We start from the raw sequence: 15255 nt of genomic DNA on the forward strand, positions 1-15255 counted from the left end.
CTCTTCTGTGCGATATGACATTTCACATGTGGGACAAGATTGGGCCTCCCCGGCCTCTTCCGGGAGCTCTCAGCTGCCCATAACATCCGCTTATGGAGCTCGAGATACGGCATCTACGGATGATCTGCGCCATCGCCGAGAGCGGCAGCCTCACCCGGGCCGCCGCCTCGCTCCGGCTCACCCAGCCGGGCCTCAGCGCCCAACTGCGCCGGATCGAGAGCATGTTGGGCGGCACGCTGTTCGACCGCCTACCCACCGGTGTCGTCCCGACCGCCTTCGGCGAGACCGTGCTCACCCGCGCCCGCGCCGTCCTCCCCACCGTCGACGAACTGCTGGACGCCTCCACCCTGGCCGCCCGCACCGGCAGCCCGACACCCCGCTTCCGGCTCGGGTCCGTCAACGCCCCGCTGCTCGGCGGACTGATCACCGCGCTGCGCACCCACCATCCCGAGGCGCGGATCGCCTCCCGCGCCCAGGGCTCGTCCGTTCCCCTGATCGACGACCTCGCGCACGGGCGACTCGACGCCGCCGTGGTCGGCGACTGCCCCGGCTACGAGCTGCCCGCGCCGCCGGGTGTGGTCCTGCGGCCGGTGGTCACCGAGCCCGTGTTCGTCGCGCTGCCGGCCGGTCACCGCCTCGCCGCCCGGCCGGAGGTCCACCTGGGCGAACTGGAGGACGAGGACTGGGTCGCACCGCGCCCCGACGACGACCGGGTCCGTGAGTACTGGTCCACCACCTTCCACGCGACAGGCCACCGGATGCGCACCGTCCACGAGGCGGAGGGGCGGCTACTGCTCGAACTGGTGCGCAGCGGGCACGCGGTGAGCCTGTGCCAGGCCACCTTCGAGGAGGTGCCGGGCATCGCCGTGCGGCCCATCGTCGGCGACCCGCTCTGGTACCGGCACCTGATCGCCTGGCACCAGGAGGGTCGGCCGGCCGCCCTGGACGCGGTGCTCGTCGAGCACGCGCGCGCGGCCCACCGGGTCGCGGCCGGGCGCAGTTCGGCGTACCAGCGATGGCTCCGCGCCGCCGGGGACCGGTGCACGCCGGCGGCACGGGCCGACCCCGGCCGAGGTCGGACACCGCGGTGACGGGCGCTGCGTTGCAGCAGGCCCGCGCCGGCGTCCCGGGCGGGCCGCGTCAGCGTTTCGGCCCCCTTCGATCGCGGGCCTGCGTCAACAGTCAGGTCCGGGAACGCGTCGCCGCGAGCAGAGCGACCGGGAGGCGCGGGGCCGGGTTCCGGTCCTGCGAGCCTGCCCCGCACCCGGTGCCGGCGGCAGGGCCGAACGGGCCTGCTCCCGTCGTGACCGGCCTGTGCGGGTTGGCGCCGATCCGGCGCTGTCCGTCGGGGATGCAGGCGAGGAGCTGCGGGGTCGGGCGGCCGTGCTCGTCGAAGAGTTCCTCGGGGCGGTAGGAGCGCAGCCAGGCTTCCAGCTGGGCGAGGTGCTCGGGATTGTCGCCGACCTGGTCCAGCGGCACCTGGTGGGCCCGCCAGGTGCCCCCGACCGGTTTGCCGTCCACGAGGGCCGGGCCGGTCCAGCCCTTGGGGTGCGCAGGAGGACGCCCTGCTGCGCGGCAGACGGGGCTCGATGTGTTCGGGCAGCAGCGGCGCGCGCAGCAGCGCGTTGTCGAGCAGGTGGATCTGACCCACCGCCAGGTAGTTGGCGGCCCGCGTCCAGCTCCCGCAGCTCCTCGTCGGGCAGGGGTGCGCACCCGGAAGGCTCGGACTCGTGCATGGATGTGACACGTTCGCGAGCGCCCGGTGCTCGATCACGGTCAGGTGCTCGTCGGCGGATCCGGTCGTCGCGAGGGCCGTGAACCCACTGCTGCTGCGGCGTTCAGGCGTCGGTGCTGCGCACGACCACCACGGGGCAGGACGCGTGCTCGACACAGTGCCGGCTCACGGAACCGAGCAGGGTGCCGGTGAAACCGCCCAGGCCCCTGCTCCCCACGACGAGGAGGTGCGCTCCGTGGGAGGCCTGCAGCAGCACATCCGCGGGGTGTCCGTACTCGGTGCGCTGCCGGACCTCGACCGGCAGCCGTGCCGCGTCCTGCTCCACCTTCACGGTGTCGGCCAGCGCCAGGCGCGCCGCTTCCTCGATCTCCGGCCCCGGGATCGTCAGGCCCCAACCGCTCAGCGGCGGGTAGTCCCAGGCTGAGATCGCCTCGATCGAAGCACCTTCCAACCGAGCCTGTCTCAGGGCCCAGCGAAGAGCCGCGCGAGACGAGGGCGAGCCGTCGACGCCGACGATGATGTGGTGAGCTCTTTCAGGCGTGGGTCCCATGACGGGCCTCCTGGTTCGAGACTTCCGCCGGGTCGGCGGTGACGGACATCTGCTCGGGTACTCGTCCGGTCCGTTCGGTGACCGACACGACGCCGTCCACGGACCGGCACAGACGCACCACGATCGGTACGAGGTACGGGGGCTCGATGACGCCGCCGAGCACGACACGGCCTTGCCCGGCCTCCACTCCGACAGCCGCGGCGCTCACGCCCTCCACCCGGCGGAGAACCTCCTCGACGATGTCCCGCTCGCCGAGCGGTTCGATGATTTCGCGGAATCCGCACGCCGGCGCGATGCGGACCACATCGCGGGTCATCACGTCCCGGAGCGTGCGGTGTGTCAGCATGACGACTCGTCTGGCGAAACGGCGACCCGGTAGCCCGTCAGGTCGAGGATCTCGTCGACCGGCCGACGCGGGGTCGCGGGTCCGGGCGGGCCGTAGCCGAGGCGCAGGACGATCTGGACATGGCCGATGCCTTCGGCAGGGTTGCGAAGACCCCAGCGGGTGTCGGGCCACTCGACGGCCTGGTGCATGACCGAGGCGCGCAGGCCGTGGCTGGTCGCCAGCAGCCAGACACGTTGCAGGGCCTCCCCTGCGCGGAGCCAGTCGGCCGGTTGGTCGCCGTGGGTGGTGAGGGTGGCCAGCTGGGGCAGTGCCTCGAAGCGCTGAGACGGCTCCCCGGGCTGCGTATGTCCGGTGAAGCCGCGCATGGGCACGCGGGCTTCATGATCCTGCGGGCCCAGCGCCGCGGCAGGGATCCCGTCTGCCGCAGGTTCCTCCAGCCGCAGCCAGGCGCGGGTCTCTGCCATCCGTGCCAGGTCGGTGCCGGTGCGGCGTTCGGCCTCGCCGGTCAGGGCGAGGACCCGGCGTACGTCGGCCTCCTCCAGGGGGGACAGCACCGCTCCTTCGTCGAGAGCCGCCGCGGTCAGCTCTCCGAGGACAGCCTCGGGCACGTCGCGGTTGGCGAACGGCTGGCGGCTGGAGTGGCGCAGCCCGATGGCCTCGAAGAGGTCCGTTCCGTACGGAGGCGATGAGGGGGCGGGCCGGGCGAGGCGGACCGTGGCCACCAGGTTCGGCTCGGCGCCTTCGGGGAGCAGCCGCACCTCCGGGGCGCGGCCCAGCCGGAGCGCGGCGACCCGCAGATTGAACAGGGCCGCGCCGACCGAGATGTGCAGGGCCCGGCCGTCCGGGTCGGTGAGCGGCACCCTGCGATCCGGGTCGGTGTACACCTGCAGACCGAGTGAGTCGGCCACGGGCGCGAAGCGCCACGGCTGGCTGTTGTGCAGAGACGGCGCTGCACCTGCCGCGGAGACCAGAAAACGCAGCTGATCCAGGGTCATGGCTTGCTCGGTCATGGTGAACAGCTCCCTATTCCTGCTCTCACACGTCACTCGTGGACGGCCGACGCGGTGTCAGACGGATGTCATGGGCGAAGGGCCGGGTCGAATGCTGCGGCATCGGCCGTTCCCGCGCGCAGCAATTGGTGGCCGAGATCGACCAGGGCGCGCCCGGCCGCGAACTCGTCACCGACCTCGGGGACGAGTGGGTCACCCGGGCTGCGCCGTGCGGTGGCGCTGCTGCGGAGCGTGTTGTCGCCGGTGTCGAGAACGGCGTGCACCCGGGTGACGTCGCCCTCCTCGAACAGCTGCAGATGCAGCGTCCACTGCTTCGTCCGGTGCTGCTCGGTGCTGCTGCTGGTGGTGGTCATGACCACCGCATCCCTTCGGTCGTACTCCGGGCCACGGCACCCGCCTGCTGGTTCCGATCCCGCTTCCATCCTGCTCCGAGCGAGGTGCCCGAGGCTTGGGCCCACCGGCCCCAAACGCCGGCCGTACGGCCCGGACGCGCACGTGCCGACGTTCCCCTCGGATTTCTGCCGACGGCCGGCCCGAGGGGGCGGTCGCGGTTGCCGATCCGCTGGTCAGTGCGCGTCGCCGTGGATCACGACGACCGGGCACGCCGAGTGTTGAACGCAGTACTGGCCCACCGACCCCAGGAGAGCGCCGGTGAATCCGCCGTGTCCTCGGCTGCCGACCACGAGCAACTCGGCTCCCCGTGAACGCTCCACCAGCACTTCGGCGGCGTTGCCCAGTACGGCCGTCTCGCGCACCTCCACCGGCCGGACCTTTCCGAGGGCATGGGCGACCGCCTGGTCCAGCATCTTCTCCGCGACATGGCCGAGCTCCCGGTCCACCGACATCGGAGCCCGCCCGTACATCGTCGGGAGGAGCCAGCAGATCACCGCATCCACCGTGGTGCCGGTCAGCCGTGCTTGAGTGACCGCCCACCGCAGCGCCTTTTCGGACGACGGAGAGCCGTCCACCCCTACGACGATCCGGTGTGCCGCCGGGGAAACCGTGTCCATCGTGCACCTCGCTCTCGAACGGCAGAGGGGAGGATCGGTTCGCAGCTGTACGTCCGGGACGGGGTGACGACCCCGTGGGTCATCACGCTGCTGACGGTGCGGTGCTGCATGGTCCTCACTCCTCCTCGCGGGCCTCTGCTCACACTGTCCACCTGCCTCGGCGCCTCTGCCAGGGCCGCCGGGCCCCGTCGGACGGCCGGTGGGGCCCGGCGGCCGCCGGCTCACGGGTGGTCTCAGCGGCCGTTGACGCTGCCGTTGTGCTCCGCGATCTGCTGCGCGACCTGCTCCGCGATCTGTGCGGCGAGGCTCTCCACGGCGGCCTGGACCGGTGCCGACAGACCTGTACCGGGGGAGCAGTCCGCTCCCTCCACGGCGTAGACGATCAGCACGCGTGGCAGGCGGTTCAGCTCACGGGCGAGTTCCACGGCATCGCCGAGCCCGAGCCCGTGGGAGCTCGTCGCGCTGTCGGCCCGTGCGAGCCGCCCGTCGGCCAGCTCCAGGCGGTGCACCCGGCCGGGCTGCCCGGGGTGCGCGTGCGCCGCGTCCACGACGACGGCGAGGTCCGCCCCGTCCCAGTGGGAGATCAGCCGGGCCGGGTCGCCGTCGCACACCACGAGGACGGCACCACCCGGCAACGGATGCTTCTCGGGGCGTTCCGCGAGCCGGCCGACGACGGCCCAGCCGACGCCGTCGTCCCGCCGGTACTCGTTGCCGACGCCGATCACGGTGATCCGGGCACTGCTGTTCACCCGGCCTGGCCTTCCCGCCCGCGAGGCCCGCCAAGCTCCGCAGACGCCGCGGGGGCCCGTACGAGGCGGGGACGGAGCCACCTGGACCACACCGGCATCGTCTCCCCGCGCCCGGAGGCGATGCGCTCCACATACTGGGCAGCACGACGGCATCGGTCCGGGAGGTTCAGCGGTGACGGACGGCAGCAGTTCCGCGGTGATCGACAAGGACGGCCTGGACACGCTGATCGCGGTCCTCGCCGGTCGTGGCCGCACGGTCGTCGGCCCGACCGTCCGTGACGGCGCGATCGTGCTCGCCGAGATCTCCGGCGGAGCGGACCTGCCCTACGGCTGGGGGGTCGAGCTGGAGGCCGGAACGTATCGCCTCCGCGCCCGCGAGGACGGTGCCGCGTTCGCGCACAGTGCGGGGCCGCAGTCGTGGAAGACCTTCCTGCACCCGGCGCGGGTGCGGGAGTGGAGCGCCGACCGCGGCGCCGGCGGCGACCTGGTGCCGGTCGTGGACGACACCGCGCCTCCGGCCTACGCGTTCCTCGGCGTCCGCCCCTGCGACCTGCGGGCCATCGCGATCCAGGACCGGGTGCTGTTCGGCGGCCGGTACACCGATCCCACCTACCGGGGACGCCGTGAGCGTGCCTTCCTGGTGGCGGTGGAGTGCACCGAGCCGGGCGCCACCTGCTTCTGCGTGTCGATGGGGACCGGGCCGGCCGTGGGGCCCGGCTACGACCTGGCGCTGACCGAGGTGGTGGACACCGAGGGCCACCGCTTCCTGGTGCGCGCGGGGAGCGAGGAGGGCGAGGCGGTGCTGGCCGAGCTCCCACGCAGCCCCGCCGACGCCGCCACCCGGACCGCGGCCCGCGACCGCGTGGCCGAGGCGGCGGACCGGATGGGCCGCAGCATGCCGCCGGTGGACCTCCAGGCGCTGATGCGCGAGACCCTCACGGCCGAACGCTGGGACGACGTCGCCGCCCGCTGCCTGACCTGCGGCAACTGCACCATGGTCTGCCCGACCTGCTTCTGCACCAGTACCGAGGACGTCACGGACCTGACCGGCGACCACGCCGAGCGCTGGCGGCACTGGGAGTCCTGCTTCGACCTCGACTTCTCCCACCTGCCGACCGGCCCGGTCCGTGAGTCGCCGCGCAGCCGCTACCGGCAGTGGGCCACCCACAAGCTCGGCACCTGGTTCGACCAGTTCGGCAGCTCGGGGTGCGTCGGCTGCGGCCGCTGCATCGTGTGGTGCCCGGTCGGCATCGACATCACCGAGGAGGCCCACGCGCTCGACCGGGAACGCGAAATCGGGCCTGCCGGGGCGGAGGACCCGTCGTGACGCTCGCGTACCGGGGCTTCCTCGGTGCCCTGCCGCCCGGCCGCCGCGACCGGTTGGCCGCCCTCGGCCACGACGTCTCGTTCCCCGCGGGCACCCGCATCTTCGAGGAGGACGGCGTCGCGGACCGGTTCTGGGTCATCCGTTCCGGGCTCGTCGCACTGGACGTCCACGTCCCGGGCCGGCGGGCGGCCGTCGTGGAGACTCTCGGCGAAGGCGATCTGCTCGGCTGGTCCTGGCTGTTCGAGCCCTACCGGTGGCACCTGGGGGCGCAGACCCGTGGCACCGTGCTCGCCGCCGAGTTCGACGCCGAGCGGGTCCGCCTCGCCTGCGCGGGGGACCCCGCGTTCGGCCTGGCGGTGACCCACGGCGTCGCGGCGGTGATCGCTCGCAGGCTGAAGGCGACCCGCACGCGCCTGCTGGACCTCTACGGGCCGCCCGGCGCCGAGCCCGGCGGACCGGCGACATGACGGCTCCCGCCACGATGGCCCTTTCTGCCGGGGCTCCGTTCCCGTACCGGGTGGCCGTCCGCGAGGCCGAGGCACCGGACATGGCCACGATCGTTCTGGAACCCGTCCGCTCGGCCCTGCCGCCCTTCGCGCCCGGGCAGTTCGCGATGGTGTACGCGTTCGGCGTCGGCGACATCCCCCTGTCGGTCAGCGGAATCGACGGACACCGGCTGACGCACACCGTCCGGGCCGTCGGTGCGATCTCCGCCGCGCTGCACGGGGTGAGGGCCGGTGCGACGGTCGGGGTGCGCGGCCCGTTCGGCACCGGCTGGGACCTGCCCGCGGCGACCGGCCGCGACCTGCTGGTCGTGGCCGGCGGCATCGGCCTGGCGCCGCTGCGCCCGCTGGTCCGCTCCGCCCTCGCCGCGCCGGAGGCGTACGGACGGCTGAACGTCCTCATCGGTGCCCGAACCCCCCGCGACCTGCTCTACACCGGGGAGACACGGGCATGGCAGGCGCAGGCCCGAGTGCTGACCACCGTGGACCGTCCCGACACGCTGTGGAAGGGGGAGGTCGGTGTCGTCACGACCCTGGCCGACCGGGCTGCCTTCGATCCGCGGACGGCGACGGCCTTCATCTGCGGCCCCGAGCCGATGATCCGCGCCACCGCGGCGGAGCTCACCCACCGTTGGCGTCGGCCCGGACCGGATCAGGGTCTCGCTGGAGCGCACCATGCACTGCGGCACCGGTCACTGCGGGCACTGCCAGCTCGGCCCCCTCCTACTGTGCCGCGACGGCCCCGTCGTCACCTGGACCACCGCCCGACCACTCCTTGCGGTAAGAGAGTTGTGACATGAAGGCCGAGACCGGCCGCCGCCCGAGGCTCGCAGTCTGGAAGTTCGCCTCCTGCGACGGCTGCCAACTCACCCTGCTGGACTGCGAGGACGAACTCCTCGGCCTCGCCGACCGGGTCGAGATCGCACACTTCCTGGAGGCCTCCAGCGCAAGCGGACCGGGCCCGTACGACCTGTCGCTGGTCGAGGGGTCGGTGACCACCCCGCAGGACGTCGACCGGATCCACCACATCCGCGCCGTCTCGGAGCGCCTGGTGACCATCGGCGCCTGCGCCACCGCCGGCGGCGTCCAGGCGCTGCGCAACTACGCGGACGTCGCCGAGTTCCAGGCCGCCGTCTACGCCCGTCCCGACTACGTCGCCACGCTCGCCACCTCCACCCCGATCAGCGCGCACGTGCCCGTCGACTTCGAACTGCGCGGCTGCCCCATCGACCGCCGTCAGCTCCTGGAGGTCATCACCGCCCACCTGGCCGGACGCACGCCGGACGTCCCCGCCCACAGCGTCTGCTTCGAGTGCAAGCAGCGCGGCACGGTCTGCGTGACGGTCGCCCACGGCACCCCGTGCCTCGGCCCGGTCACCCACGCCGGCTGCGGCGCCATCTGCCCCACGTTCGGACGCGGTTGCTACGGCTGCTTCGGCCCGAGCAACTCCGCCAACTTCCCGTCCTTCATCCCGCTGCTGCGCCGCGACGGCATGGACACCCTTGACGTGGTGCGGGTGCTGCGCACCTTCAACACCGCCGCCCCCGAGTTCGACGCGGCCGCACGGAAGGAACTGGAAGGGTGACACACCGCGGCTCCAGGGTGCTGCAGGTCGGATCGCTCGCCCGCGTCGAGGGCGAGGGCTCGCTGTACCTGCGGGTCCAGGGCGACGAGGTCGCCGAGGCCCGACTGGCCATCTACGAACCCCCGCGCTTCTTCGAGGCGTTCCTGCGCGGACGCTCCTACACCGAACCGCCCGACATCACCTCGCGGATCTGCGGGATCTGCCCGATCGCCTACCAGCTGAGCGCCTGCCGCGCGATCGAGGACGCCTGCGGCGTCGCCGTGGACGGCCAACTGGCCGCGCTGCGGCGGCTGATCTACTGCGGCGAATGGATCGAGAGCCACACCCTGCACGTCCACCTCCTGCACGCACCGGACTTCCACGGCTGTGACAACGTCGTCGAACTGGCCCGGGCCAGACGAGCCGACGTCGAGCGCGGACTGCGGCTGAAGCAGACCGGCAACGCGATCATCGAGCAGCTCGGCGGCCGGGCCATCCATCCGGTCAACGTCCGCCTCGGCGGCTTCCACCGCGTGCCGAGCAGATCCGAACTGCAGCCGCTGGCCGAGCGGTTGCGCAGGGCCCGTGACGACGCCGCGCTGACCGTGCGCTGGGTGGCCGGATTCGACTTCCCCGACGCAGGGTGTGACCACGACCTGCTCGCCCTGGCCGAACCCGGCGTCTACGCCATCGAATCGGGCACGCCGACCGTCATGGCCGCCCCGCACGCCGCCGGAGTGCCCGCCACGAGCCGGCGCCCGCTGCCCACCCGCACCTTCGGAGTCCGCGAGTTCGGCGACCACGTCGTCGAGAGCCAGGTCCCGCACTCCACCGCCCTGCACGCCCGGCTGGACGGCCGCCGCCACCTGACCGGCCCGCTCGCCCGGTACGCCATCAGCGGACGCCTGCTCTCCCCGATCGCCCTCCAGGCCGCTCAGGACGCCGGGCTCGGCGACCCCCGGCAGGGCGTCGTCTGCCGCAACCCCTACCGCAGCATCGTCGTCCGGGCGATCGAGGTGCTCTACGCCGTCGACGAGGCCCTGCGCCTCATCGACGCCTACGAGCCTCCGCCGCGCCCGTACGTCGAGGTGCCCCCACGTGCCGGCACCGGTCACGGGGCGACCGAGGCGCCACGCGGCCTGCTCCACCACCGCTACACGCTCGATGCCCGGGGGACCGTCACCGACGCGGTGCTGGTCCCGCCGACCGCGCAGAACCAGGACGCGATCGAGGAGGACCTCCGCCGCACCGTGCAGGAACTCCTGCGGGCGGGGGAGCCCACCGACGCCGAGCTGACCACGCTCTGCGAACGGGCCATCCGCAACCACGACCCGTGCATCTCCTGCTCCACCCACTTCCTCGACCTCACCGTCGACCGGACCGGCAGCGGCGCTTGACCGCACTCGGACCGGCCCCCGCCGGGTCACAGCGTCCGACGGCCGTGCCCGGCGGCGATCCGGTGGGCATGGGCGACGATCTCCTCGGCGGCGCGGTCGGTGACGCCCAGCGCGCGATGGAGCTGGTGGGCGCTCCAGCCGTGGCGGGCGAGCAGGACGGCGACCGGGTGATGCCCGTAGACCTCGGCGGGGGGCCGCGGCGGCTCGGGCGCGATGTGCGCGGGCGCCACGGGCGCCACGGGCGCGGGCGTGCGGCGCCGTACCAGGGCTCTGCGCAGCTCGTCCGCGCCCCAGACGACGAAGGGGAACGGTGTCACGATCGCCAGCTGGGCGGGGCTGAGCGCGGCGGTGCCGAACACGCGGTGCAACGGCGGGAGGTAGACGATCACGGCGGCGAACAGGAGCGAGAACCCGATGCCGACGAGCAACTGGCGGTTGCTGAGGACGCCGATGGAGCGCAGCGAGGCGCGCTCGGTGCGGGCGGCGAAGGCGGTGCCGATCTGGCAGGCGACGATGCCGAGCCAGGTGACCGTGGTGGCCTGCTGGTACGTCCGGTGCAGGGCGGTGCCGGGGCCGGTGGGGTCGCCGGGGTGCCAGCCGCCCAGGGTCAGGGTGAGCAGGAAGCCGCCCATCACCAGGCAGGCCGAGATCAGGCCGAGGAAGCCCCAGGCCCGGGCCAGCATCGAGCGCTGGATCACCTTCTCGCTGCGCGGGCGGGGCGGCCGGTCCATCAGCCCGGGTTCGGCGCGTTCGCGGCCGAGCGCGAGCGCGGGGAGGGTGTCGGTGCCGAGGTCGACGGCCAGGATCTGCATCACCGTGAGCGGGAGCGGGACGGCGCCGCCCGCGAGGGCGAAGACCAGGAACGGCACCACCTCGGGGACGGCGTGGGCGAAGATGTAGACGATGAACTTGCGGATGTTGTCGTACGTCCGCCGGCCGGCCTCGACAGCCGCGATGATCGTGGCGAAGTTGTCGTCGGTGAGCACCATGGTGGCGGACTCGCGGGCGACGTCGGTGCCGGAGCGTCCCATGGCGACGCCGATGTCGGCGCTCCGCAGGGCGGGCGCGTCGTTGACCCCGTCGCCGGTCATCGCGACGGTGTGGCCCTCGGCCCGCAGGGCGTCGGCGATCCGGAGCTTGGCCTCGGGGGAGGTGCGGGCGAAGATCACCTCCTCCCCGCGGGCGAGCAGTGTGTCCAGCTCCCGGTCGCCCATGGCCGTCAGTTCGGTGCCGGTGACGATCCGGGAACCGCGGTGGCCGATGCCGGCCTGACCGGCGATGGCGGCGGCGGTCAGGCCGTTGTCCCCGGTGACGACGTGGACCGTGATCCCGGCGCGGTGCGCGAGCGTGATGGCGCCGGCGACCTCGGGCCGGGCCGGGTCGGCCATCGCGATCAGGCCGATCAGGCACAGGTGCTGCTCGGCCTCCTCACGCCGCTCTGGGGGTGCCTGGCCGGGGGGCAGGGGTCGCCGGGCCACGGCGAGCACCCGTAGCCCCCGGGAGGCCAGGGTGCTGACGGCGTGGACCACCCCGGTCCGGTCGGCCGGTGTGAGAGGCCGCTGCGAACCGTGGTCGAGCAGCCGGTCGGCGTGGGCGAGGACCTCCTCGGGTGCGCCCTTGGTGTGCAGGACGACCGTGCCGTCCTCGGCATCCGCCGTCGTCATCAGCTTGATCCGGGGATCGAACCGGAACAGCGCCCGCCGGTCGAGGTCGCGCTGCTCGGGTGGGCACGCCACTGCTAGCCGGCCGGCCAGATCGAGCAGGGCAAGTTCGGTGGGGTCGCCGTGACCGGCGTCCGGGTGGGCCGTCGTGCAGGCTGCCGCGGCCGCGGCGAGCACCCGGACCTCGGACGGCGGATCCACCGGGGCGTCGACGGCGCACTCGCCGTGCGGCGTCCAGACCGCCGTGGCCAGCATCCGGTTCTCGGTCAGCGTCCCGGTCTTGTCGGTACAGACGACCGTGGTGGAACCGAGCGTCTCGACGGCGGAGAGGCGCTTGACCACGGCCCCGCGCCGGGCCAGGTCGCGGACTCCGGAGGCCAGCGACAGCGTGATGGTCGGGAGCAGACCCTCGGGGACGTTGGCGACGAGCAGACCGATCGCGAAGCTCACCGCGGCGGCGAGCGACAGCCCGGCGGCGAGGCCGATCGGCAGGAAGGCCAGCCCCACGCCGATCGCCACCAGCGCGATCAGCCGGGCGGCCCGCTTGACCTGGCGCTCCAGCGGGCTCTCCTCGCGCCGGGTGCGCTGGCTCAGTGCCGCGATCCTGCCCAGCTCGGTGTGCATCCCGGTGGCGGTGACCACCGCCTGGGCCTGTCCGCCGGTACAGGCCGTCCCGGAGAACAGCAGGTCACGGGCGTCCAGCAGCGATCCCTCGACGTCCACCAGCTCCGCCGAGCGGAACACCGGCACCGACTCACCCGTCAGCGCCGAGAGGTCCACCTCCACACCCCCGGACAGCAACCGGGCGTCGGCGGAGATCCGCTCGCCCTCCTCGACCACCAGCACGTCCCCGGGGACCAGTGACGTGGCCGCCACCTCCTGCCGCACGCCCTCGCGGACCACGGTCGCCTGCTCCGGCAGGAAGGAGGCCAGTGCCTCCACCGCGTTCTCCGCCTGCTGCTCCTGGGCGAAGGCGAGCGTGGCATTCAGCACGATCACGGCCACGATCGCCACGGCCAGCGCCGGCGCCCCGCTGACGAATGCGAGGACCGCCGCGAGCGCCAGAAGCAGGGCGAGGGGGTGGGTGAACTGCTGCGCGAGCTCGTGGGGCCAGCGCCGGCCGCCGCGGCGGGCGAGGGTGTTGGGTCCGTACACGGCCAGGCGGCGGGCCGCCTCGCGTTCCGGCAGGCCCCGGACGGAGGTGCGTAGGTCCCGGAAGAGCAGGGCGACCGGCTCACGCGGGTCAGGAGCGTCGCGGAGGCCGGGCTCCTGGAGCGCGGCCTGTCGCGCAGTGCCAGGACCGTCGGACCTCATGCGCTCGGCTCGCCGGCCGGCCGGGGCACGGTGACGATCGGACAGTGGGCGTGGTGCAGGAGGCCGTGCGGCACGGAGCCGAGCCGCATGCCGGTGAATCCGCCGTGTCCGCGACGCCCGACCACGACGGCGAGGGCGTGCTCCGAGGCCTTGGCCAGTTCCTCCACCGGGTGGCCGAGGATCACCTCGTGGGTCAGTCTCACGTCGGGGTACCGGTCGGCATGACCGGCAGTGGTCTCGGTCAGCAGCCTCCGCAGCGTCCGGACGGCCGCATGTTCGTCGACCCGGGCGATCAGCTGCGACTGCCACACCCAGATGGCGCGCAGGGCTGCTCCCCGCCGGGCCGCGAGGTCGAAGGCGACGTCGACCGCAGCGGCCGACGACGGGCTGCCGTCCACTCCGACCACGAGGTAGGGCGGGTCCTGGGTGATGTGCTCGGGTTCGCGCACGACGACCACCGGGCAGGCGGCCTGGGCACCGACCGGGACGGCGACCGAGTAGGTGCTGAGGAGTTCTTCCGTGCGGGAAAGCCGGCGCGAGCCGAGTACGACGAGCTCGGCGTGCCGCGACTCCCGGCACAGCACCCGGCCCGGGTCGCCGTCCGTCAGGGTGCTGTTCACCTCCAGGCCGGGGTGCCGCTCGCCTGCGAACGCTGCAGCCTTGTCGAGCATCTGGCGCCCGTCGTTGCGGAGCTCCTCGCGGTAGCGCTTCTCGAAGCCACGCAGATCAGCGCCCGGCTGTGGGACGGCATTGACCAGCAGCAGGGGCAGTTCGCGGCGAGCCGCCTCGTCGCAGGCCCAGGCCGTCGCGAGCCGGCCGGGGCCCCTGGCGTCCACGCCGAGGACGATCGGACGACGAATGCTGGCGGGCGCCATGGCTCCTCCACCGATGATCACGGGGCGGCCCGAATCGTGGGCCCTCCTCGTACCGTAGGCGCGCACGACACGAGGGTGGCAGGGCCGAGCGGCCCCAAGGCGATGGCCGAGTGCCCCGGTCCGGTGATCCCCGCCCCGCTGAGCCCCCGGAGGACTTCGCTGGCGGAGCGGGCGGGAGGAGTGCAGCGTGGGAGGGGATCGAATCACCGGCGGTTCGGCCGGGAGATGCACGAGGTGATCGATCTCAGCCGGCGGGTGCTCCACTCGTCGCGGAAATCCGGACTTCGGAGGAGCAGGCCATGAGATACCCGGTCATTGTGGGAATCGACGGTACGGACGCCAGTCACGACGCCGTCGACTGGGCCTCGGACGAGGCCGGTCTGCGTCGCGTCCCTCTGCACGTCCTGCACGCCTGGCTCGGCGAGACGCTGAACGCGCCGGCCGGGCAGGAGACCAGGCTCACCCGGGACGCCGGCGAGGAGGCGCTCGGAGCGGCGCGTGAACAGGCCGGGCTGCACCGTCCGGGCCTCACGGTCATCACTCGGCTGGTGGACGACTACGCCCGCGACGCCCTGCTCGCGGTGTCGGAGGAGGCGGACCTGCTCGTACTCGGGTCGCGCGGCTCGGGCGGGTTCTCACGGCTGCTCGTCGGCTCGACGAGCCTGTACGTCTCGGCTCACGCTCTGTGCCCGGTGGTCGTGGTTCACTCCCCGGACCTCCGCGCGACGGGCGGCGGTGTGCTGGTGGGCGTGGACGGGGAGAGCGACAGCGACGACGTCCTCACCTTCGCCTTCGAGACCGCAAGCAGGCGCCACCTTCCGCTGCAGGCCGTCCATGCCTGGAGCTATCCCCTGGTCAGCGGGCCGGGTCACGCGTTCCCGGCCGTGTACGAGGAGGAGCACGTCGCCTCCGAGCGGGAGCGGCTGCTCGCCGAGGCACTGGCGGGCAGGCGCCGGCAGTACCCCGATGTCGACGTGACCGAGGTCGCGGTGCGCTCCGGCGCGGCACGGCTGCTGGTGACTCTCTCCGAAGCCCATCAGCTGGTGGTGGTGGGCCGCCACGGCACGGTACGCGGGCCCATGCGGCGGCTCGGCTCGGTGAGCCAGGCCGTCGTGCAGCACGCGCACTGCCCGGTCGCGGTGGTGCCGGTGGGATGAGCCGGGGCGTCGGGCCGGGACCGATGCAGGGGCCGCCCGGTCTCGGAGGAGCGGGAA

15 protein-coding genes and 1 pseudogene are annotated in these 15255 nt (G+C 73.2%); 7 read left to right on the forward strand and 9 right to left on the reverse strand.

All coding sequences use genetic code 11. The features are described 5' to 3' along the window. The first annotated feature begins 92 nt into the window (after positions 1-92). Positions 93-1091: a LysR substrate-binding domain-containing protein gene (locus OG286_RS34155; RefSeq protein ID WP_396321182.1), complete on the forward strand. Its 999-nt coding sequence runs from the start codon at positions 93-95 to the stop codon at positions 1089-1091. Between the two features lie 91 nt (positions 1092-1182). On the opposite strand, the gene OG286_RS34160 is transcribed toward OG286_RS34155, so the two are convergent. The 7 genes from OG286_RS34160 to OG286_RS34190 form a co-directional block, all read right to left on the reverse strand. Then, positions 1183-1521 carry a hypothetical protein gene (locus tag OG286_RS34160; RefSeq protein WP_396321183.1) on the reverse strand — a complete coding sequence of 113 codons (339 nt, stop codon included), beginning with the start codon at positions 1519-1521 and terminating at the stop codon, positions 1183-1185. Positions 1522-1838: 317 nt separating this feature from the next. Next, on the reverse strand, positions 1839-2285 hold the full coding sequence (locus OG286_RS34165) for a universal stress protein (protein ID WP_396321184.1): 447 nt from the start codon (positions 2283-2285) through the stop codon (positions 1839-1841). Continuing rightward, positions 2269-2631 carry a hypothetical protein gene (locus tag OG286_RS34170; protein ID WP_405358846.1) on the reverse strand — a complete coding sequence of 121 codons (363 nt, stop codon included), beginning with the start codon at positions 2629-2631 and terminating at the stop codon, positions 2269-2271. The genes OG286_RS34165 and OG286_RS34170 overlap by 17 nt, the downstream gene beginning before the upstream one ends. Then, positions 2625-3641 carry an Acg family FMN-binding oxidoreductase gene (locus OG286_RS34175; RefSeq protein WP_396321186.1) on the reverse strand — a complete coding sequence of 339 codons (1017 nt, stop codon included), beginning with the start codon at positions 3639-3641 and terminating at the stop codon, positions 2625-2627. The genes OG286_RS34170 and OG286_RS34175 overlap by 7 nt, the downstream gene beginning before the upstream one ends. A gap of 68 nt (positions 3642-3709) precedes the next feature. Further along, positions 3710-3994: a dsRBD fold-containing protein gene (locus OG286_RS34180; RefSeq protein WP_396321187.1), complete on the reverse strand. Its 285-nt coding sequence runs from the start codon at positions 3992-3994 to the stop codon at positions 3710-3712. A 213-nt stretch (positions 3995-4207) separates the two neighbouring features. Further along, complete coding sequence (locus OG286_RS34185) at positions 4208-4651, reverse strand: universal stress protein (protein ID WP_396321188.1); 444 nt, start codon at positions 4649-4651, stop codon at positions 4208-4210. A gap of 233 nt (positions 4652-4884) precedes the next feature. Continuing rightward, positions 4885-5400, reverse strand: a complete 516-nt coding sequence (locus OG286_RS34190; protein ID WP_396321189.1) for a hydrogenase maturation protease — start codon at positions 5398-5400, stop codon at positions 4885-4887. A 172-nt stretch (positions 5401-5572) separates the two neighbouring features. On the opposite strand from OG286_RS34190, the gene OG286_RS34195 reads away from it, so the two are divergent. The 5 genes and pseudogenes from OG286_RS34195 to OG286_RS34215 all read left to right on the forward strand — a co-directional run bounded on the left by OG286_RS34195 (position 5573) and on the right by OG286_RS34215 (position 10191). Beyond that, positions 5573-6727: a 4Fe-4S dicluster domain-containing protein gene (locus OG286_RS34195; RefSeq protein WP_396321190.1), complete on the forward strand. Its 1155-nt coding sequence runs from the start codon at positions 5573-5575 to the stop codon at positions 6725-6727. After that, positions 6724-7194, forward strand: a complete 471-nt coding sequence (locus tag OG286_RS34200; RefSeq protein ID WP_396321191.1) for a Crp/Fnr family transcriptional regulator — start codon at positions 6724-6726, stop codon at positions 7192-7194. The genes OG286_RS34195 and OG286_RS34200 overlap by 4 nt, the downstream gene beginning before the upstream one ends. Before the next feature lie 14 nt (positions 7195-7208). After that, positions 7209-8025, forward strand: a pseudogene (locus tag OG286_RS34205) (FAD/NAD(P)-binding protein). A 1-nt stretch (position 8026) separates the two neighbouring features. Further along, a complete protein-coding gene (locus tag OG286_RS34210) occupies positions 8027-8815 on the forward strand; it encodes an oxidoreductase (RefSeq protein ID WP_396321193.1) in 789 nt (262 codons plus the stop codon). Continuing rightward, positions 8812-10191 carry a Ni/Fe hydrogenase subunit alpha gene (locus OG286_RS34215; RefSeq protein ID WP_396321194.1) on the forward strand — a complete coding sequence of 460 codons (1380 nt, stop codon included), beginning with the start codon at positions 8812-8814 and terminating at the stop codon, positions 10189-10191. Before OG286_RS34210 ends, OG286_RS34215 begins: the two co-directional genes overlap by 4 nt. Positions 10192-10217: 26 nt before the next feature. Here OG286_RS34215 and OG286_RS34220 read toward each other — a convergent pair whose 3' ends face one another. Both OG286_RS34220 and OG286_RS34225 read right to left on the reverse strand, forming a co-directional pair. Then, positions 10218-13166 carry a cation-translocating P-type ATPase gene (locus tag OG286_RS34220; RefSeq protein WP_396321195.1) on the reverse strand — a complete coding sequence of 983 codons (2949 nt, stop codon included), beginning with the start codon at positions 13164-13166 and terminating at the stop codon, positions 10218-10220. Beyond that, a complete protein-coding gene (locus OG286_RS34225) occupies positions 13163-14041 on the reverse strand; it encodes a universal stress protein (RefSeq protein ID WP_396321196.1) in 879 nt (292 codons plus the stop codon). Before OG286_RS34225 ends, OG286_RS34220 begins: the two co-directional genes overlap by 4 nt. 299 nt (positions 14042-14340) lie before the next feature. On the opposite strand from OG286_RS34225, the gene OG286_RS34230 reads away from it, so the two are divergent. Further along, entirely contained in the window at positions 14341-15198 is an 858-nt protein-coding gene (locus OG286_RS34230; protein ID WP_396321197.1) for a universal stress protein, read from the forward strand. The last annotated feature ends 57 nt before the right edge of the window (positions 15199-15255 follow it).

The organism is Kitasatospora sp. NBC_00039 (genome assembly GCF_045160625.1).
Classification (GTDB): Bacteria; Actinomycetota; Actinomycetes; order Streptomycetales; family Streptomycetaceae; genus Kitasatospora.

Bases quoted from the DNA above. Each gene is read 5' to 3' on its own strand.
- OG286_RS34155 (WP_396321182.1), top strand. From the start codon at position 93: ATGGAGCTCGAGATACGGCATCTACGGATGATCTGCGCCATCGCCGAG.
- OG286_RS34165 (WP_396321184.1), bottom strand. From the start codon at position 2,285: ATGGGACCCACGCCTGAAAGAGCTCACCACATCATCGTCGGCGTCGAC.
- OG286_RS34170 (WP_405358846.1), bottom strand. From the start codon at position 2,631: ATGCTGACACACCGCACGCTCCGGGACGTGATGACCCGCGATGTGGTC.
- OG286_RS34175 (WP_396321186.1), bottom strand. From the start codon at position 3,641: ATGACCGAGCAAGCCATGACCCTGGATCAGCTGCGTTTTCTGGTCTCC.
- OG286_RS34180 (WP_396321187.1), bottom strand. From the start codon at position 3,994: ATGACCACCACCAGCAGCAGCACCGAGCAGCACCGGACGAAGCAGTGG.
- OG286_RS34185 (WP_396321188.1), bottom strand. From the start codon at position 4,651: ATGGACACGGTTTCCCCGGCGGCACACCGGATCGTCGTAGGGGTGGAC.
- OG286_RS34210 (WP_396321193.1), top strand. From the start codon at position 8,027: ATGAAGGCCGAGACCGGCCGCCGCCCGAGGCTCGCAGTCTGGAAGTTC.
- OG286_RS34220 (WP_396321195.1), bottom strand. From the start codon at position 13,166: ATGAGGTCCGACGGTCCTGGCACTGCGCGACAGGCCGCGCTCCAGGAG.
- OG286_RS34225 (WP_396321196.1), bottom strand. From the start codon at position 14,041: ATGGCGCCCGCCAGCATTCGTCGTCCGATCGTCCTCGGCGTGGACGCC.
- OG286_RS34230 (WP_396321197.1), top strand. From the start codon at position 14,341: ATGAGATACCCGGTCATTGTGGGAATCGACGGTACGGACGCCAGTCAC.